Origin of the sequence: Xanthomonas maliensis (assembly GCF_009192945.1) — a bacterium.
GTDB classification, from domain to species: Bacteria; Pseudomonadota; Gammaproteobacteria; order Xanthomonadales; family Xanthomonadaceae; genus Xanthomonas; species Xanthomonas maliensis.
In genome coordinates this window covers 68,122-88,647 of sequence record NZ_NSET01000004.1, presented here as the reverse complement: position 1 = coordinate 88,647, position 20,526 = coordinate 68,122, and the positions used below count along the sequence as shown (strand labels likewise).

The window sequence follows — 20,526 nt, the reverse complement described above, 5'->3', positions numbered from 1 at the left end:
GCCGGCCGCCCTGGCGTCACCCGTGCGCGGTGCTGCGCCAATGCGAGTCGTCGCTCGCCTGGTCGAACAAGTCCTCCAGCAGACGCCGGGCCGGACTCCACTCGCCGATCGCCGGGTGGATCAACATGGCCTTGCAGGCGTCCAGATGACTGCCGCTGAGTGCGGCGTCGATCGCGGCGTGTTCGTAGGCCTTGGCGGCGCGGACCAGGCCATGCACCGCGTCCGGCAGGGCGGCTGCCGGCAGTGGCGTGATGCGGTCGCGATCGATCTGCGCGGCGATCTCGACGATGTCGTCGTCGGCCAGCTCCGCCATCGCGCCGCGGTTGCGCACATTGACCACGTGCTGGCCGGGGCGGGCACCGGTCAGCGCACTCATCACGTCGACGGCGATGCGGTGGTAGCCGGTGCTGGCGCGGAACGGATCCGGCTGCGGTGCCAGATCCGCCGCGAACGCCGAGCCGGCCTCGGCCTCGAGTTTCATGTACGAGCCGGAGCGCTGCGCCAGATAGGCCGCATAGGTCTGCACGGCGCCGCTGTCGTCGCCAGCCTCCAGCCGGCTGCGCAGGTCCGCCATCAAGGTGCGGTTGAGGCGCTCGATCTCGCCACCGCGACTGGCGCCGCTGGCGCGTTGGTTGTGCAGGGCGCGGCCGCGCTCGTAGTAGAAGTACAGATACTCGGTCGGGATCAGCCGCAACGCGCGCAGCATGTCGAAGTCGAACAACGGTGCCAGGTACAGCTGGCGCAGGATGGCATCGTCGGCCAGGATGCGATCGAGGATGTCTTCCCCACGCAGCCGCACGCCGCGAATCCAGCCCAGGTGATTGAGGCCGACGTAGTCGCAGGCGATCGCCTCGCTGGGCTCGCCGAGCGCGCGGGCGATGTTGTGGAACAATTCGACCGGGGTGTCGCAGATGCCGACCACGCGTGCACGGGTATGGCGGCTGATGGCCTGGGTGATCAGTCCGGCCGGATTGGTGAAACTGACCAGCCAGGCCTCGGGGCTGAGGCGCTCCACCAGACGCGCCTGCTCGATGGCGACAGGCACCGTGCGCAGAGCCTTGGCGACGCCACCGGGGCCGGTGGTTTCCTGGCCGGAATAGCCGTGGCGGATGATGATCTGTTCGTCGGCGGCGCGTTGGGCAATGCCGCCGACGCGGATGCTGCTGAGCACGAAGTGCGCGCCTTCGATCGCCGCTTCCAGCGAGGACGCGGCGCGCACCTGCAGGGCGCCACCGGATTCGGCAACGATGGCCTGGCCCAGCGCGACCATCAGCGCCAGTCGTTCCTGGTCCGGGTCGTACAGCACGATCTCGCGCGCGCCGAGCGCTTCGGCGGCTTCGTTGACGCCATAGACGACCAGCGGCGCGCGGACGCCGCCGCCGCCGATCAGGGTGATCTTGCGATCTTGCTGGGGACTGCTCATGCAAATTCCTCGAGGGTGGGAGAGGTGGGAAGGCCATCCAGGGCACCGAGTGCGGTACAGCAGGCCGCGCCGCACAGGCAGCCTTGGCGTGCGCAGGCGTCCAGCGGCCAGTGCCGCAGACAGCCATCGATGAAGCCGGCATCGAACGCGTCACCGGCGCCGGTGGTGTCGCGCACCTGCACGGCCGGCGCGGCGATGCGACGTGCACCGCTGGCGTCGACGACCATCGCGCCGGCGGCGCCGAGCTTGATCACTGCCTGCTGCAGACCGAGCGCGCGCGCCCAGGCCAGGCTGGCGTCGGTACTGTCGCCGCAGCCCATCAACGCGGCTTCCTTCTGGTTGGGCAGGAAGGTGGTGACGGCGCGGCAGGTGGCATGGTTGGCCGGATCGGTCAGCCAGGCCGGCGAGAAGCCAACATCCAGCGATGTGCTGCAGCCGGCCTGTGCCAGCGGCGGCAGCACGTGCTGTGCCAGCTCGGCCGGCAACGGCATGGCGAAATGGACATGGCGCGCTGCGCACAGCGTCGCGAGGGTGTGTTCGCGCAGCAGCAGTTCGGTCAGCGCGGCGTTGGCGCCGTGATAGGTAAAGAACGAGCGATCGTTCTGCAACGACACACTGGTGGTGACTCCGGTGCCGGCGGCGACATCGGCCAAGCCGTCGATCGAGATGCCGAACGCCTGTAGCCGTTGCGCGAACAGCGGGCGGTCGTCGGCACCGATCGCGCCGATCACGCCGACGCGCCGACCCAGCCGCGCCAATCCGCAGGCGGTGATGATGGTGCCGCCGCCGAGCTCGCGACGATAGTCGCTGGCGAAGGCCTCCTCGCCCGGCGCGGGCCAGGCGGCGAAGCCGCCGAAGATATGGTCGAGATAGATCTCGCCGACCACCATCACGTCGGCAGCGCTCATTGCAGTGGGAACGGCCATGTCCGCGTCCTCCTGGCTTGGATCAGATACAGCGCCGCCCCTACGCCCAGCGCCGCCAGCGCCGCCAGCACGCGGCGTCCCGGGCTGGTGGCCAGCAGAGACAGCCAGCCGATCACGCTGATCAGCAATGGCCATGGATACAGCGGCATGGTGAAACGGCCGCGCCGCGGCCGGTCCCGACGCAGCAGCATCACCGCCAGGCACTGCGCCAGGAACTGGAACAGGATCTGGATGATCATCAAGGTGGCGATCAGATCGTCCAGCGACAGCAGGCAGGCCAGTGCCGAGCCGATGCCGACGCTGACCAACGAAACGGTGGGAAAGCCACCCCGTGGATGCAGTCGTGCGAACACCGCGAAGAACTGCCCGGATGCTGCGGCCGCATACGGCACGCGCGAGTAGCCCAGCAGCACGACCAGGGCCGATCCCCAACTGGCCAGCACGATCAGCAGCACCGCCACGGTGCCGCCGATGGGCCCGTAGATCGCCTGCATGAAGTCGGCGACCACCGCCTTGGACTGTGCCGCCTGCTGCCACGGCAGCACCCCGAGCAGTGAGATGTTGAGGCCCATGTAGAGCAGCGCCACCAGCGGGATCGAGATCAGCACCGCGCGTGGAATCGTGCGTCGCGGCTTGCGGATCTCGCCGCCCAGCATGCACACGTTGTTGTAGCCGCCGTAGTCGTAGACGGCGATGAGCGCCACTGCGCCGAATCCCAGCCAGAATCCCTGCGGCGAAGCGGCGCGCGCGTGCAGGAAATCGCCGGCGGTGCGCATGTCGAAATGCAGCAGGCCGCTCAGTACGATCCAAGCACAGGCCGCCAGCACGACTGCGCTGATGGCGACCGACAGCATCTGCACCGAGCGCACCCGTCGGTACAACAACGCGGTGTTGAACAGGCACAGCGCCATCGCCATGACGATGCGGTGCCCCTGCTGCAGGCCGGGCAGCAGAAAGGCCAGGTATTGCGCGCAGCCCACCGCCGCCGAGGCCACCGACAATGGTGCGGTCAACAGCGTCTGCCACAGATACAGGAAGCCGAACAAACGTCCCCAGCGCTCGCGGCCGTAGGCCTCGCGTAGATAATGGTAGGGCCCGCCCGAGCGCGGAATCGCCGAGCCCAGTTCGGCCCAAACCAGACCGTCGCACAGGCAGAGCAATGCGCCTGCCAGCCAACCCAGCAGTACCGCAGGTCCCGCCAACGCGGACAGCGCCAGTGGAATGGTGATGAACGGACCGATGCCGATCATGTTGAGCAGATTGGCCGACAACGCGCTCCAGAATCCCAGCGTGCGCGGCGGCGCGGTGGGCTGGGACGTTGCCGCCAGCGAGGTAGCGGCCGGCGTCAACATGTGCAGCACCGCGCATCGCTCGCTGCATCGGCCGCGCGCGCGGCGACGGTCAATCCGTCCGCACACCGTAGCCAGGCGGGCTCGCGTCGATGCAGGTCCAGCACCAGCACGCGATTGCGCCCAGGCTGCAACCAGGCGGCGGGGCAGTACAGGCACTGCTGCGGTCCGATGTCCCAATAGCGCCCAAGCAGGCGGTCATTGATCCAGAGATAGCCTTTGCGCCATTGCCGCATGTCCAGATACAGGTCGCCGCGCGTTTCCAGCACGATCTCGGCAGCGAAGAACAGCCCGGGCCTGCTGACCGGACCGCGCAGCGGTTGCAGCACCGGTGCACGTTCGCCGTCCAGCGCGAACGCGTGCACCTGCCAGTCGTGCAAGCTGTCACCGTCGAGTTGCACCGGTCCGAGCAGACCCTTGGGGTCGCCCAGTGCCGGACCGAAATTGATATGGCCGAAGCTGTCCACCACCACATCCAGCGTCCGTGTCGAGGCGCCGGTCTCCGGCAATCGCAGGTGCGGCGTGCTATTGAGCCGTGGATGCAGCATCCGCGACACATGGCCCAGCTCGGCGCCGTCGACCTGCACCACCGCATAGTCATGCACTCGCCCAAGCCGCAGCTCGGTGCCGCCTTCGATGCGGCGGCGATAGACCACCAGTCCCTGGTCCTGCCGCAGCAGGCGCTGGTTGTCGGTGGGCAGCGCAGTCGGCACCGGGTCGGCCAGGTTGTCCCACAGTGCCGCCAGCGGCTGCGCCAGCACCGCTGCGAAGCGCGCGCGTACCGGTGTGGGCGGCAGTGGCGGGGTGGCACCGCCATGTGCGGCGATGATCCGCCGCAGCTGGAAGTAGGCGTCGGTGGCGCGGCCGCCTTCATCGATCGGTGCGCCATAGTCGTAGCTGGTGATGACCGGTTGGAACTGCGAGCCGTCGTCTTCGGCATTGGCGCCTGCACCGAGGCCGTAGTTGGTGCCGCCATGCGCCATGTAGAGGTTGAACGAATAGCCGGCGGCCATCAGCTGTTGCAGCCTCGGCGCATAGTCGCGGCGCGCGAAGTCCGGCTCACCCCAATGCGTCAACCAGCCGGGATATCCCTCGGCGACCCACACCGGTGGCTGTCCGGCGATACCAGCAGCGTCGCGCAGCTCCGCCAGGTCGGCACCGTCCAGGCCCAAGGCCGCGCCCGGCAGATACGCCTTGCGTCGGCGCAGGTCGCGCAGGCCTTCGGCCAACGAGAACGGGCCGTCGATGCCGTTGGCGCGCCACAGCGCGGCTAATGCCTGCAAATAGCCAACGTCGCTGCCGTGCATGCTGTACTCGTTTTCGATCTGCAGCATCAGCACCGGCCCGCCGGCGCTGGCCATCAACGGCGCGATGCGCGGCGCCACCGTAGCGATATAGCGCTGCACCGCCTGCATGTAGCGTGCATCGTGGCGATCGCGCAGGCGGATGCCAGGTTCACGCAACAGGTAGGGAGGCAGGCCGCCCAGCGTCCACTCGGCGCAGACATATGGGCCAGGGCGCAGATACACCCACAGGCCTTCCTGCTGGCAGAGACGGATGAAGGCGGCGAAATCGCGCTCACCGCTGTCCAGGTCGAACTGGCCGGGCTCGCGCTCCAGCGCATTCCACATCAGGTACAGCGCGATGGTGTTCAAGCCCATCGCCTTGACCATGCGGATGCGGTGCTGCCAATCGGCGCGCGCGATCCGGAGCGGATGCAGTTCGCCGCTGCGGATCTGCCACGGCCGCCCGTCCAGCAAAAACCGCCCGTCTGCCAGACCGAAGGTATGCACGCGGCCGTCCGGCCGCGGAGCATGCTGCGGGTCTTGCAGCACAGGCACTGCCGCCAGCCCCAAGGGCGCCAGCAGGCCGAACGCGCACAGGCTTCTGCGTTTCATCGGCGTCTCCATCAGCAAAGGCGTAGCTGTAGGGCACCAGGCCCGCCAAGGCCCGGTGCGGCCGTCGATCAGAACGCGTACTTGGCGGTCAGCAGCGTGGTCATCCCGGCATCGACGATGTCGGAGATCGCCAGATTGTGGCGACCGACGTGTCCCCAGTAGCTGTATTCGCGGGTCAGGTTGGAGATCGACAGATCCAATGCCCAGCCATCGTCGAAGCGATAGCCGGTGTGCAGGTCCACCCGTCGGGTCGGGCGGGCCCACAGATCGTTCCAGGGGGCGCCCTGATGCAGGAAGTCGTAGCTCAGCAGATAGGAACTGCTGAAGTGGTAGCTCAGGTTCAACGAGAAGCCGCTGTGTTCGTAGAACAACTCGGCATTGGCCATGGCAGCGGGCGCCGATTGCATGTGCTCGTTGTCGAAGCCGTCCATGCCGAGGTCGGCACGCGCATGCTGACGGGTGGCGTTGACGCTCACGCCCAGGCCGTCGAATGGCGCGGGCAGATCCTGGAAGCGTTGGCGCGCGCTCAGCTCGGCACCGTAGACGCGTCCTTCGCCGCCATTGGTGGGCATGTGGTAGAAGGTGGTCCCGCTTCCGGTGGTGTCGCTATTGGCCTGCGCCGAGCCGGCATCGTAGATGTAGTGGCGCAGCTGCTTGTAGAAGCCTGCCACCGAGAAGAAGCCGCCATGCTCGGTGGACCATTCGCCTGACAGGTCGAAATTGTTCGAGGTGATCGGCTTGAGGTCGGGATTGCCTTGGGTGATGGTGGTGATGCCGTTGGAGACGCTCACCTGCCTGCCGCCGCCCAACTGGATGAAGGCCGGGCGCGTGTAGCTGCTCCAGAACGAGGCGCGATAGACCGTGCGCTGATCGGGGCGCCAGGTCAGGAACACGCTCGGCAGCGGCTGGGTATAGGTGGTGTGGTTGTGGTCGAAGGCGCCAGCGATCTCGTTGCCGTCGGCGTCGACCGGCGTCACCCAGAAGGTGTTGTGGATGTCGGTATGCTCCACGCGCGCGCCCGGCACGATTTCCAGGTTGCCCACGTCGAAGGTGGCGCTGGCGTAGGCGGCACCCACCGCCTCGGTGCCGCGCATGGTGTTGCAGTTGAAGTTGTTGACGTACAGAGCGTTACCGCAGGTATCCAGATCGTCGTCGCGCAGATGCTGGTCGATGACGCCAGCCACTGCCGCCTCGCTGACCCGCGGCGTGGTCCAGTGGTATTTGCCCGGGAAGATCGCCGCATAGTTGCCGCTGAAGATGCCCAGGTCGCCCAGCGTGGTCGTATCGTCGATACCGCCGGTATACCAGTCGCGGTTGCTGTAGCTGCGCCGGCTCCTGCTGTACTTCACGCCGAACTGTAGCGTCGACAGCGGGCCCTCGCCGACGTCGTAGCGGGTGTCGAAGCGGAAGCCGCCCTTTTTCTGCCCTGAATAGATCTTGGTGAGCTCGCCATAACTGCCGGCATACAGCGAGGGGATGGCGTTGACCTGCGCCAGCAAGGCCGGCGTCAGTTGCGGATACGGAAACGCGCCGTGGCCGTACTGCATCAGGCTGCTGCCGGAATAGGCGAAATTGGCATCGGAGAACTTGTCTTCGCGGCCATCGATCTCGACATGGTCGGGGCGGTCGTTGTCGCCGAAGCTGTAGAACACGTTCGGCATCAGCGTCCAGTTGCCGACCGTCTTGCGCGCACCGATCTGGAAGGTCGCCAGGTCGGCGACTTCCGGGTTGGTCTCGTACCAGAAGCGCGCCGCGATGCGGCCGATATCGGGGGTGTAGAGGCCCGGCATGGCGCCCGTGACATAACGCACATTCTTCGGCAGCAACTGCACGAAGGTCGTGCCCTGCGCGGTTTTGGCGTAGGCGTAGGTCATGCGCGCATACAGCGACAGGCTGTCGTCGACATGCCAGTCCAACGAGGCGTTGCCGCCATAGCGGCGTTCCCAGCCGGCGGCGATGCCGGCGTTCATTCCGGTGCTGGTGAGGTTGTGCTGCGGATCGAAGCCCGGCGCGTTGGCGCCGCTGGCATCGGTGTTGAGGAATTGCCAGGAGCCGTCGTTGAGCGCACTGGTGGCCGCCGCCGCCTCGCTATTGGTGGTGGTGCGGTAGTCGTAATAGCCGCTGACATACAAACCGACCTGCTGCTCCTGGCCGAACTTGTGCTGGAACTCGCCGCCGACACCGCCGCCCAGGCCGTCGCCGCCGTAGTCGCGCGCGCGGCTCTCCACCCGGCCGCTGCCGTTCACGCTGCCGCTGGTGGTGGACTTGAAGTCGTAGGCGGTAGGAGTGCGGAAGTCCAGCGTGCCGCCGATCGCATCGCCATCCATCTCGACGGTGGACGTCTTGTTGGCGACGATGGTCTGCAGCCCGGTCGGCGGCAACAGGCTCAGTTGCACGCTCCGGCTATAGGGCATGCCCTGGGCGACGGTGACGCCATCGATCATGTTGACGTTGTATTCGGACGGTAGCCCGCGCACAGAGGCGAACATGCCTTCGCCGCGGGCAGCGCCATCGATACCGCCGAAGTAGCCCGAGCCGGTGTTGGTGATATTGATGCCCGAGATCAGACCCAGTGCCTCGGCGACGTTATGCACGGCGGTGCGCTGCAGATCGTTGGCCGATAGCACGTCGACAGTATTGGCCGCATTGCTCTTCAGCGTGCTGGCATCGTAGCGATTGCCGACCACACTGACCGTGCGCATCTGGGTGGCCTCCTGTGCGGTGATCGTCACCGCAGTACTGCCGCTGTCGCCGACCTGCAACGCGGTCTCGGCAGCGCTGAGGCCAGGCGCATCCAGCGCCAGCGCATACTGCCCGGCAGGCACGTCATGGATGACGAAATGGCCAGTCGCGTCGGCCACTGCACTGAACGCGGTCCCGGTGATGCGTACCGTCGCGTTGGCAACGGGCTTGCCGTTGCGGCTGTCCTTGACGTCTCCTTCCACCGTGCCGGCCACGGCGGCAGTGGCCGAGGCGATGCCGGTGGTCGCCAGCAACATCGCAATCCACTGCTTTCCGTTCAAACGTTCGCGCTTTTCCACGTGCCACCTCGCCAGATGCTGGGCAACGTTGCCGTCGGCAACGCCCTGCGATGCCTTGCGTGTCGACAGCGCTCCACGGCGACGCACGCGGGACCACCGCAGCACGCAAGCAAGCGTGGGCGGACAGCCGAACGGGTGATGTCGGGGGCGCTGCCAGCTGGGACAGCGATACAGGGACTAGCGGGTGGGCGGGGAATAGCCGGCAATGCACTTGGCGCGCGATCGCAGTGCGCTCAGCTTATAGTGCTTGGTCATGACAGGTGAGCCGGCAATGCAGCCATGCGGACGATCGCGCTGCACTGCGCAATGGCGATCGTGACGCGGAACGTGTGTTGGACACGGTGGTGCTGCATACAACCCTCTTCCAGTGCGCGTGCGGTATGGAAAGACGATGCTGCCGTCACTCGGCGTTCGATTGTGCTGCCGTTTGCAGTTTTACCGAACGCGAGCATTGATAGGCGCACCGGCGCCTCCTGTCAAGAGGAAATGCACGCGCGATGACAGTGACAACGCATCGCGCCTGCTGGGCATCGCAGGGGGGAGCCGTTGACTGCACGGCGTGCACGGCGTGCAACTGCGCGCGTTGCCGCACAGTCGTGCTGATGCGGCGCGTTGAGGTGGCCTTGGGTGGATGCAGCCGCTCTGGGCGTTGCAATGCCCAGAGCGGCTGCCGCCTGTGAGCGGCAGCCGCGGCGCGGCCGAACACGGTCTTACTTCGGCAACGGCGAACGGCCCTGGATCGCAAAGCTCGCGGTCTGGCCGGGAGCGCCGGTCTCCGGCTGGCCACCGCCGACGAACAGCCGGTACTCGCCGGCTTCCACCGCACGGGTTCCGCTGCGGTCGACCGAGCTCAGGGCGCGCGCATCCAGCGTGAAGCGCACGGCACGCTGTTCGCCCGGCTGCAGATGTACGCGTTGGAATCCCACCAGGCTGCGCAACGGCGACAGTGGGGCCTGCGGCCCTTGCAGGTACACCTGCACGACCTCGTCGCCGGCACGCTTGCCGGTGTTACGCACCATGGCGGTGAGCTGCAGCGCATCGCCCGCTTGCACGTTGGCGGTCGACAGCTGCGGCGCGTCGTAGGCGAACTGGGTGTAGCTCAAACCGTAACCGAACGGAAACAACGGCTCGCCCTTGAAGTAGCGATAGGTGCGTCCCTTCATGTCGTAGCTGACGTAGGGCGGCAAGTCCTTGGTCGAGCGGTAGAAGGTCACCGGCAAGCGGCCGGCGGGGTTGTCGTCGCCGGCCAGCGCACGTGCGATGGCGACGCCGCCGGATTGGCCCGGGTACCAGGCTGCCACGATCGCATCGGCGTGCGTCTTGGCCCAATTCAGCGCCACCGCACTGCCGCTCATCAGCACCACCACCAGCGGTTTGCCGCTGGCCTTGGCGCGCTCCAGCAACGCCTGTTGCGGTGCGGGCAGGGCGATGTCGTTGCGGTCGCCGCCGTCGAAGCCGGGGACGTCGATCCGCAACTCTTCGCCTTCCACGTCCGGCGACAAGCCGACGAAGGCCACCACCGCATCGGCCTGTGCGACCGCTTGCTCGGCTTCGGCCAATTGCGGCGCCGTCGGTGCCAGCCACTCCAGGCGCACGCCCTGATCCTGGCCGCGGTGTTCCATTTCCAGCCGGATCTTGCGTGGGCGAGTGTCGTCGAAGTGCAACACGGTTTCGACATTGCGACCGTCGGCGTTATGCATCCCGGCGGGCACATGCTTGTCTTCGGCATTGCCGGCCACGACCAACTGGTCGTCGATGTACAGCCGCACCGGGTCGTGACCTGTGCAATCGAAGCAGCGCGCCACGCGAACCGCCAGGGTGTAGTCGCCGGGCCCGGGTGGCAGCAGCTCGCCGCTCCAGCGCACCGCGTAGCGATCGGCCGGCAGGCCCTTGGCCGGCGCGACCTGATCCCAGTTGAAGCTCACCACGCGGTCCTGGCGGACGACGCGGGCAGCGCCGCTCATGTCGACATTGTCGAAGTATTCGCCGCGCAGGCCAGGCTGGCCGTCGCTGCGCAAGGCGGTCTCCGGAATCATGCCCGGCACGCCGGCGGCCAGCGGCGCGCCTTGCGCATAGCGCACCTGCTGAGCGCCGAAGCGCTGGCGCAACCCCAGCAGCGGTGTCACCGGCGCCGACGAGGTGCCCTGGTAATTGGCTTCCAGCGCGGCCAGCGCATCGGCATTGGGGCCGATCACGGCCAGCCGCAGGCCAGGCTTGAGCGGCAAGAGACCGCCCGCGTTCTTCAGCAGCACCAGTGATTCGGCGGCCGCGCGCAAGGCCAAGGCCTGATGCGCGGCACTGTCGATGTCCTTGGCGCCCAGGCGAGCGTAGGCATCCTTGCGTGGCGCTTGCAGCTCGCCCAGGCGGTAGCGCGCCGCGAACAGCCGCACCAGCGATTGATCGAGCAAGGCCTCGTCGACGTCGCCACGGGCGATGGCGGTTCCCAGCTCGCGATAGGCGTGGCCGCAGTTGAGATCGTGCCCGGCCTTGAGCGCGGCGGCCGACGAGCCGGCGTTGTCCGGGCGGAAGTAATGAAACTGGGTCATGTCGTCGACCGCGTCGCAATCGGAGACCACGAAGCCCTTGAATCCCCAGTCGCCTCGCACGCGGCCGTTGATCAACCAGTCGGCGGCGCACGCCGGCGTGCCGTGCAGCGCGTTGTAGGCGCACATCACCGACCCCGCCTGTCCGTCGACGATGGCGGCACGGAAGGCCGGGGTGTAGGTGGCCTCGACATCATGCGGGGAGACATCGACATCAAAGCCGTGGCGGCCCGGTTCCGGCCCGCTGTGCACGGCCAAGTGCTTGGGCGTGGCGATGGTGCGCGGATGGTTGGGGTCGTCGCCTTGCAGGCCGCGGATGAAGCCGACCGCCAGTTGCCCGGTGAGATAGGGGTCTTCGCCGTAGGTCTCCATGCCACGTCCCCAGCGCGGGTCGCGGAAGATGTTGATATTGGGCGACCAGATGGTCAGCCCGGCGTAGCGCGTGTGGTCCTTGCCGGGACCGCCGGCCAGATTGAACTTGGCCCGCGCCTCGGTCGAGGTGACCGTGCCGACCTGCTGCAGCAGCTCGGTGTTCCAGCTTGCGGCCAGCCCGATCGCCTGCGGAAACACCGTGGCATAGCCATTACGCGCAATGCCATGCAGGCCTTCGCTCCACCATTCATAGGCGGGGATGCCCAGCCGCGGAATCGCCGGTGCATCGTTCATCGCCTGCGCCACTTTTTCTTCGCGGCTCATGTGCGCGACCAGGGCGGCGGCACGCTGTTCAGGCGATCCGTCCCGTTCGGCCGGGGCGGCAAGGGTAAGGCTTGGCAGCGTCAGGCCGAGGCCGAATGCCATGGCAAGGCGCGATACAAACACGGACGACATGAATTCACTCCTGGGCAGCGGCAAAGGCCGCTGGGCATGGTTCTGGTAGCGCCGCAGTCTGAAGGGTGTGGTGCGCGGTGTCATGCGCGCCATCGGTGATGGTTGGGACTGGTCCTGCGCTGGGCCCTCATCCGCCCCTGCGGGGCACCTTCTCCCGCTAGCGGGAGAAGGGCTCTTGAACGAAGCAGAATATTCATCGCAAGCACTTGCGTCCTTCTCCCGCGTCGCGGGAGAAGGTGCCCGAAGGGCGGATGAGGGGCGCTTACTCCTCATTTCGTAGCCGCGGCCTCCTGCCGCTCCGTCGGAGCGCCGGCCAACGTTGCGGCCAGATCGCGCACCTGCAGCGTGGCCTGCAACTGCGCCAGCGCCGTCTTGCTGCTCACGCGCACGGTGATTGGCTCGCCCGGCAGCAGGTCGAAGGCGTTGTCCGACAGCGTGGCATCCACATCGCCGAACGACAGCCAGACCTCGCGCGCCAGCGTGTTGCTGGTCAGTGTGAGCGCATAGCCATCGCCGTCGGCACGCCACTGGCTTTCGATCTTCGCGGTCGGCAATGCGAGCTGCTTGGCCGGCGCGAAGAACACCGTCTCACGCGACAGCAGCCTGTCGCCGTCGAACAGCTCGAACACCACATAGGTCTGCTTCGGATCGGCGTTGCCCAACAGTTGCTTGTCGCTGAAGTCGCCCACGCGCAGGCTGCTGAGCGGTTTGACCGTGACCTTCTGCTCGCGCTTGCTCAGCAGCTTGCCGTCCATGCGCATCACCCGCATGCGCCAACGCGCATTCAAGGCGGTGGTGCGATCGGACACCAGCGAGACCTCGGTCTGGCCCTTGTCGTTGCGCAGCGCAGCGATCAGCTCCGGCGCATAGAACCGACGCGCATGGTAGTGCAGCGCCTTCCAGCGGCCGTCGTAATCCACGCTGGACCAGGAGGCGCCGGGCCAGACGTCGTTGAGCTGCCAGTACAGCGAGCCCATCGACTGCGGACGCGATGCACGCAGATGCGAGGCAGCCAGGCTGATGCCTTCGGCCTGCATCAACTGGCTCAGATAGACGAAGCTCTCGAAATCCTTGGGTTCGCCAAACTCGCGGCGGATGTACAGCATCAGCCGCTTGTTGCCGTTGCCCTTGTCGAACTTCTGGTGCACGCGCATCACCGGCGATTCCGGATCCAGATCGCCCGGCTGCGCGAAGGCGCGCACGGTGCGCATGTCCGGGAACGACTGCAGACCGTATTCGGACATGAAGCGCGGGGTCACGTTGAGGTATTCGGTGACCGGCAGCGCAGGGCCACCCCAGACTTTCCAATAATGCATGTCGCCATCGTTGGGCTGGTCGGCAGGGCCATCGAAATTGGTACCGGGCGAAGTCGCCCAGTACGGCACGTCGCTGTCGTAGGTGGCGACCACTTCACCGAACACGGTGCCGAACAAGGTGGTCATGCCGCGCTCGATGCGGCTACGTTCCTCCGGATCCAGCGATTGCTTGAATTTGACCCGGTCGCCCCAGTTTTCCCAGCCGGTCTGCACCTCGTTGTTGCCGCACCAGAGCACGATGCTGGGATGGTCGCGCAGCCGCTTGACCTGTTCGATGGCCTCCTGCCGGGTGTTCTCGCGGAAGGCGACGTCGTACGGCGGCACCGCGCCGCCGAACATGAAGTCCTGCCAGATCATGATGCCCAGCTCGTCGGCGACGTCGTAGAAATAGTCGTCCTGGTAATGGCCGCCGCCCCACATGCGCAGCATGTTCATGTTGGCGTCGCGCGCATCCTGCAGGGTGCTGCGCATGCGTGCGTGGTCGACGCGGGTGGGGAAGGCCTCCAGCGGAATCAGGTTGGCGCCCTTGGCGAAGATCGGGATGCCGTTGACCACGAACTCCATGCTCTTGCCCCACTGATCCTTCTCGCGCCGCAGTTCGACCGAACGCAGGCCGGTGACGCGCTTGACCTGCTGGCTGTCGCCATCGGCATCGCGCACGCTGGCGACGAAGGTATAGCGATCCTGTGCGCCATACCCGAGCGGAAACCAGCGCTTGGGCTTGGCGATGCGCACCGGCAGGTCGATGCGGTTCTGGCCGGGATCGACCACCGCCTGCTGGCTGAACTGCCCGACCTTCTGGCCATCCGGACCGAGCACGTCCAGTGTCACCTGCACCGGGCCACTGCGGCCGGCCTGCACTTCCAACTGCGCCTGCAGCTGCGCACTGTCAGCGTCCACGCGTTGTTGCGCGATATGCAGGCCGTCCACCCGCAGTGCATCCCACGCTTCCAGCCGCACGTCCTTCCAGATGCCGGCATTGACCATGCGCGGGCCCCAGTCCCAGCCGTAGCTATAGGGCGCCTTGCGCACATAGGTCGAGCTATGACGCGCTTCCGGCTCGTCGCCGAACGCCGAGTCGTAGGCGCCGGGCAGCGCATAGGGCTGTTTGGCCAACCACGGCTGGATCTTCTTGATCGGCGAAAAGAACGTGATCTCCAGAACGTTGTCGCCGCGCTTGAGCAGCGGTTTGGCGTCCACCCGCCACTGCCGGAACATGTTGTCGGCACTGAGCAGCTTCTTGCCGTTGAGGGTGACCTCCGCCAGCGTGTCCAGGCCGTCGAACACCAGCTCCACGTGCTCGCGCTTGAGGGTGGCGGCATCGACGTTGAAGTGGCTGCGGTACTGCCAGTCGCTCAAGCCCACCCATTGGATCTTGCCTTCGTTATCGCGGTAGAACGGATCGGGCACCACCTTGGCGGCGATCAGGTCGGTCTGCACCACGCCCGGCACCTGCGCCGGCAGCCAGTCGGCTGCCTTCGGATAGGTCTTGGCCTGCGACTGTCCCGGGACCAGGCGCACCTGCCAGCCGCTGTCCAAGCGCGTCGCACTGGGCGGTGCGGCCCAGGCCGGCGAGAGGGCGACGGCGACGGCGAGCCCGAGGGCGGCGGATGCGGAACGGCGAGGGGACAGGGGCATGGATGACTCTCCTTGAGGGCTCAGCGCGTGGCGGCGGGGGGCGCCTGCGCGGTGGTTTCGATCAACTGGACGGCACCGATGGCGTACAACGGGCCGCGAATGGGGGCAGTGAAGCGCAGGCACAGATCATGGATGCCCGTGCGTGGAGGTAGTGGGGTTTCCAGCGTGAACTGTTCGCCCAGCATGTCGCTGTTGGGCAGCTGCATGCTGGCGATCAGTTCGCCATCGCACCCCTGGCGCACTTCCAGCTCGCCGCCGCGGCTGCGCGCCGGGTACTGCACCACCTTGGATTGCTCATGCGCCAGGCCGAAATTGTTGGCCAGCCGCGCCGCCTCGATCCGGATGGCGCCGATACCATCCAGCCGTGCCTGCGGATACAGCCGACACGCATGGAACAGATCGACGTTGTAGACCGGCGTATCGGCACCGGCCATGTCCGGCAGCAACGGCAGGCGCAGGCCGAGTGCGCCCTGGTCCACGCAGTGGCGTAGTCCTTGGCTGTCCAGTCGCAGCAGCGTGGGCCGGTCGAACTGACGGCCGCGCACTGCTGCCAATGCCACGCCATCGGCGCTGAAGGCGGTCGCCTTGACCGTGCTCGGCAGGGAGATCGTGAACGGCGCGGTATAGCGTGGCGAGGCCGGTGTCGGCGTGCTGCCATCGGTGGTGTAGTGCAACTGGCCGGCCCCGGTCTGCGTGCTCAGCACCACCTTGGCCGGGGCACCTGCCAGCACCGGATTGGGGCCGCCATCGAGTGCGATGTCGGCGGCGAAGGCGGCATCGCTATAGTCGATGCCCAACGCCCGGTATCGCTGCAGCTGCGCCGGCAGGCGGGCCAGGAAGCCCGGCCAGCTGCGTGCGCTCATCGGCGACCAGGTCACTTCGGCCACCGCCGACAGGCGCGGGAACAGCGCATGGTCCACATGCCAGCGGGACGGAATGTATTCGGACCACAACGCGCCTTGTGCACCGAGCACGTGCTGGGCTTGTTCGGCACTCAGGCCGCTCGGTACCGGGTCGAAGCCGTATACACGTTCCAGCGGCAACGTGGTCAGACGGCCATTGGGCTCGTCGCTGCGTGTGCTCTGCAGGTTATCCAGGTAGAGCCAGTCGCCCGGCGCCAATACCACGTCGTGCCCTTGCCGGGCCGCGGCCACGGCGCCTTCGACGCCACGCCACGACATCACCGACGCACTGGCTGGCACGCCGCTTTCAAGAATCTCGTCCCAGCCGATCATGCGGCGACCATGCGCGGTCAGATACTGCGCCAGTTGCTCGTTAAACCAACCCTGCATCGCATGCGCGTCCTTGATCCCGAGCTTGCGCATCTGTGCGCGCACCGCCGGCGAGGCTTCCCACTGGTCCTTGACCGCCTCATCGCCGCCGATATGGATGTAGGTCGACGGGAACAACGTCAGTACTTCATCCAGCACGTTGGTAATGAAGGTCAGGCTGCGTTCGCTGGTGTTGAACAGGTACGGGTTGACGCCCCAGTTCACACCTACCTGGGTGCGCACGCCGGGGACGCCAACTTCTTCGGGATAGGCGGCAACGGCTGCCTGCGCATGCCCGGGCATGTCCAGCTCGGGCAACACGGTGATGTGCAGCCGCGCCGCATAGGCGACGATCTCGCTGATCTGTTCCTGCGTGTAGAAACCGCCATAACGCTCCGGCGTGCCGTGCCGGCCTGCGCCCGGCGGCGTGCGCCAGGCACCGATGTCGGTGAGCTTGGGATAGCGCTTGATCTCGATGCGCCAACCCTGGTCGTCGGTGAGATGCCAGTGCAGCACATTGAGCTTGTGCATGGCCATCGTGTCGAGCACGTGCTTGACCGTCGCCACGTCGTGGAAGTGGCGCGCGACGTCCAGATGCTGGCCGCGCCAACGGAAGCGCGGCCAGTCGCGGATGGACACTGCCGGTATCACCACGGGGCCCTTGCCGCCGTCCGGTGTCAGCAGTTGCCAGGCGCTGATGGCGCCATAGAACAGGCCGGCGCCATCGCGCGCCTGGATGCGCAGGCCGTGGTCGTCCGCCTCCAGGCTGTAACCTTCCGGCTGCGTCACCGGTGTCTGCGCATTGCGCTGCAGGCGGATGCTGGCCGGCGAGGCCTGCGTCTCGCTGCGCACCTCCAACCTCAGGCCGCGCGTGCGTTGCAACAGCATGGCCAGGTGTTCGCCGGCACGCCGTGCATCGCCGTCGCCGTCGGCAATCGAGATCACCGTCCCCGGTCCCACGCGCAGACTGCCGGAGCCGCGGCGGCTTTCCGCCGGAGCGGGAATCAGCGGCAAGGGGGCATTGGCGGTACTGGAGGGCGTCGTGCGTGCAGCGGTGCGTGGCGAGGCATCGCCGGGGCTGCGCTGTGCACAGCCCGCCAGGGCAATGGTGCCGACGAGCAGCGCCAGCAGCTTCGTCAGCAAAGATGCGCGCGGCCGGTGGCGGGCGTGGATGACGTCGTAGCTCATGCGATCAGCTTCCCCACAGATGGCGGCGCAGCATGCCATGGCACGGTCGACGACCCTGCATGCGCCTGTCGCGCGCGTGCAAGTCTGGCCGCGCGATGGCAATGCTGCCTGCAGTCGCGGCCGGTGGCGCGCGCTGCAGACGCCGCGTGTTTCGAGACACCGGCCGGCCGCAGGTTAGCAAAGCGGCGGTGTGCTGCGCAGGGCCTGGCGCACGCTTCGCGTCCCGCCAAGGCCCTGGCATTATCCGATCAGCGTTGTGCCGTCGGCAATTCGTCCCACACCTTGGGATCTTCTGCGCCCAGCACCCAACAGCTGAAACCCTGCAGGCCGTACTGTTTGACCAGGTCGTAGCGCGCCTTGAAGCTGCGCGCGTCCGGGCGGAACACCCACTCGCGCATATCGTCGCGGTAGAAGTAGAACCACGATTCCTGCTCGACCGGATCCCATTGCACGGTGGCGTTCTGCTCGATCGCCAGCGGGAACGACTCGTCGGCATCGATATAGGTCGCGGAGATGTTCGACGCTTCGGTGCCGTCTTCCTTGACCGGATTGCCGGTGTACCAGCGGTAGCCGTAAGTGGCGATGCCGAGCGAGAGCTTGTCCTTGGGCACCTGGGTCAGCGCATAGTCGAGATGCTTCTTCATCCACACCATGCCATCGACCGGGCCGGGCGTGGTCCAGCGGGTGTGCTGGTCGTAGGTCATCAGGCTCACCAGGTCCGCCGCCTGGCCCAGTGCCTTCAGGTCGTAGGCGCCGCGCCAGTATTCCCACATCCACTTGGCGAACTGGCCGCCCTCGGCGTGGCCAGGCGCATTGGGCACCACCGCCACCGACATCTTGAAGCCCGCCTTGTGCAAGGCATCGGCAGTCTGCTTGACCATCAGCGAATAGGCATCGCGATCGGTCCAGGCGATGTTCTCAAAGTCGAACTGGAAGCCGTAGAACTTGTGTTGGCGGCCCTGGATCAGCAGCGAGGCGATCATGCGCTGCTTGGCTTGCTCGTCGTGCATCAGCTTGTGGAAGCCGTCGCGGCCGGTGGTCATCGACAGGATCGGCATCACTGGCAGGTTCTTCTGCTTGGCGATGGTGTAGATGTAGTCGTTGGGGCCGCCGCTAACCAGGCCGTTCTGGTCCACGCCATACCAGGTCGGTACCAGCACGTCGATCTTGTCGACATTGGCCAGAAACGAGTTGGTCGATTTCTGCGTGTTCATCAGATAGAACAACGCCGTGGGGTTCTTGGCCAGGGCCGGGGCGCAGGCAAACGCCAGCGCGAGCAACATCCAGGTCAATCGCTTACTCATGGAAGACAACATCCGTTAGGGAGTGGGGGAGGAGAGGTCGATGCGGAAAACGTAGGCACTTTCGCCAACCGGCTTCACCGGCAGCCGCAGGTGCAGGCCGTCGGCACGTTGTTCGAAGGGGATCTTCTTGCCGTTGGCCAGCAAGCTGACGCCGCGTACGCCATCGGCCGGTGTCAACGAGCGGATCACCGCTTCGCCGTTGCTCGGCCAGCCCAGTTCGATCGCATACAGGGCGCCGTCGCGCGTGGTGAAGCGGAAATCCTCGGGCGTGTACGGCTTGGTCTTGGTGTCCTGGAAGGTGCCGCCCACCACTTCGGTCGGGCCTTCGCCATAGACACGCCACGGTTTGCTGTCGTAGATCGCCGTGCCATTGGTCTTGAGCCAGCGGCCGATCGCCAGCAGGATGTTGCGCTCGGTATCCGGGATCGAACCATCGGCGCGCGGGCCGATGTTGAGCATCAGGTTGCCGTTCTTGGCCACCACGTCGGCCAGCATGTGGATGATGAAGGTAGGCGACTTGTAGGTGTCGTTTTCGATGTAGCCCCAGGAGGCATTGCTGACCGAGGTATCGGTCTGCCAATGGGTCGGGTGGATGCCGGTGAGCTGACCGCGCTCGATATCCAGCGTGCCCGCACCTTCCGGGAATGCGCCGAGTTTGTAGTTCACCACGACCCCGCGGTCGGGTTCGGTGCGCGCCGCGCCCTGGTTGTAGTAGTACGCCAACATGGTCGGCAGGCTGCGACGGAAGGTCGGGTGGGCGATCCACCAGTCGAAATAGATCAGGTCCGGTTGGTAGGTGTCGATCAACTCGGTGGTGCGCGCCAACCAGTCATCCAGCCAGGCTTGCGAGACCGGCGTCCAGTCGTTGGTGACATCGGCGTCGTCCTTGCCCGGCAGGCGCACCTGTGCCGGCCCGTACAGCGCCGCGTAGCGGGGATCGTTGACGTCCGAATCGAACGTGCGGCCGCCGTCGAAGAACCAGTTGTGCTCGGCACGGTGCGAGGACAAGCCGAAGTGCAGTCCCTGTGCGCGGATCGCCTTGGACAACTCGCCCAGCAGATCGCGCTTGGGTCCCATCTTCATCGCGGTCCAGTCCGACAGTTTGGAGTCATAGAGGGCGAAGCCATCGTGGTGTTCGGCCACTGGCACCACGTAGCGCGCACCCGCCTCGCGGAACAGCTTGGCCCACGCATTCGGATCGAACTTGGGCGCGGTGAACTTGGGAATCAGGTCCTTGTAGCCGAACGTTGCCTGCGGACCGTAGGTTGCCACGTGATGGGCGAATTCCTTGGAGCCTTGCAGGTACATGTTGCGCGAGTACCACTCGCTGCCGAAGGCCGGCACCGAGAACACGCCCCAGTGGATGAAGATGCCGAACTTGGCGTTGTCGTACCACGCCGGCGAGCGATAGGTCTTCAGCGCGGTCCAGTCGGGACGGAATGGTCCCTTGCGTGCGCCAGCCTCGGCTTCGCGGACCAGTCGCTCGCGCTCGGGGGCGTATTGGGCGGTGGCATCGAGCCATTGCTGGTCGATCGCCTCGGGGCTCAGGGTGGTTGCAGTGGCGGCGGTCGGCGCGTCGGCAGCATGCGCGGACAGCAGCGGACAGGCCAGCAACAGAGCGAGCGCGAGCGTTCGACTCCTGGGGGCAGCTCCGGCGTGGCGGCGGAATGGAGCCGCGTGGGCGCGGCTATCGGTCGTCATGGGAACTGCACTCCTGTAAGCAGAGACGTCGCAGCCAGGGTAACCGCGGCGTAGATGGCGGAAGCGGGCCTCGCCATCGCCCCTGCATCAAGGGCGATGG

General features: G+C 66.5%; 10 protein-coding genes. All 10 read right to left on the bottom strand.

Going from position 1 to position 20,526, the window contains the following annotated elements; all coding sequences use genetic code 11:
- Positions 1 to 16: 16 nt before the first annotated feature.
- Positions 17 to 1,423 (bottom strand): 6-phospho-beta-glucosidase, encoded by a 1,407-nt coding sequence (locus CKY51_RS01030; RefSeq protein WP_022973885.1) that lies wholly within the window; start codon positions 1,421 to 1,423, stop codon positions 17 to 19.
- Positions 1,420 to 2,349 (bottom strand): carbohydrate kinase family protein, encoded by a 930-nt coding sequence (locus CKY51_RS01025; RefSeq protein WP_238319578.1) that lies wholly within the window; start codon positions 2,347 to 2,349, stop codon positions 1,420 to 1,422. The genes CKY51_RS01030 and CKY51_RS01025 overlap by 4 nt, the downstream gene beginning before the upstream one ends.
- Positions 2,328 to 3,701, bottom strand: a complete 1,374-nt coding sequence (locus CKY51_RS01020) for an APC family permease (RefSeq protein ID WP_022973887.1) — start codon at positions 3,699 to 3,701, stop codon at positions 2,328 to 2,330. Before CKY51_RS01020 ends, CKY51_RS01025 begins: the two co-directional genes overlap by 22 nt.
- Positions 3,695 to 5,596 (bottom strand): beta-galactosidase, encoded by a 1,902-nt coding sequence (locus tag CKY51_RS01015; protein WP_031340569.1) that lies wholly within the window; start codon positions 5,594 to 5,596, stop codon positions 3,695 to 3,697. The genes CKY51_RS01020 and CKY51_RS01015 overlap by 7 nt, the downstream gene beginning before the upstream one ends.
- A gap of 68 nt (positions 5,597 to 5,664) precedes the next feature.
- Complete coding sequence (locus CKY51_RS01010; RefSeq protein ID WP_152248777.1) at positions 5,665 to 8,595, bottom strand: TonB-dependent receptor; 2,931 nt, start codon at positions 8,593 to 8,595, stop codon at positions 5,665 to 5,667.
- Positions 8,596 to 9,347: 752 nt separating this feature from the next.
- The gene (locus tag CKY51_RS01005; protein WP_022973890.1) at positions 9,348 to 12,008 is read right to left on the bottom strand and encodes a glycoside hydrolase family 3 C-terminal domain-containing protein; all 2,661 of its coding nucleotides are present in this window, start codon (positions 12,006 to 12,008) and stop codon (positions 9,348 to 9,350) included.
- 269 nt (positions 12,009 to 12,277) lie between these two features.
- Complete coding sequence (locus CKY51_RS22325) at positions 12,278 to 14,962, bottom strand: beta-mannosidase (RefSeq protein ID WP_022973891.1); 2,685 nt, start codon at positions 14,960 to 14,962, stop codon at positions 12,278 to 12,280.
- Positions 14,963 to 14,982: 20 nt separating this feature from the next.
- Positions 14,983 to 17,421, bottom strand: a complete 2,439-nt coding sequence (locus CKY51_RS22320) for a family 20 glycosylhydrolase (RefSeq protein WP_022973892.1) — start codon at positions 17,419 to 17,421, stop codon at positions 14,983 to 14,985.
- A gap of 248 nt (positions 17,422 to 17,669) precedes the next feature.
- Complete coding sequence (locus tag CKY51_RS00995) at positions 17,670 to 18,737, bottom strand: glycosyl hydrolase family 18 protein (RefSeq protein ID WP_170292281.1); 1,068 nt, start codon at positions 18,735 to 18,737, stop codon at positions 17,670 to 17,672.
- 3 nt (positions 18,738 to 18,740) lie between these two features.
- On the bottom strand, positions 18,741 to 20,426 hold the full coding sequence (locus tag CKY51_RS00990; RefSeq protein ID WP_152248755.1) for an alpha-L-fucosidase: 1,686 nt from the start codon (positions 20,424 to 20,426) through the stop codon (positions 18,741 to 18,743).
- Positions 20,427 to 20,526: the final 100 nt, after the last annotated feature.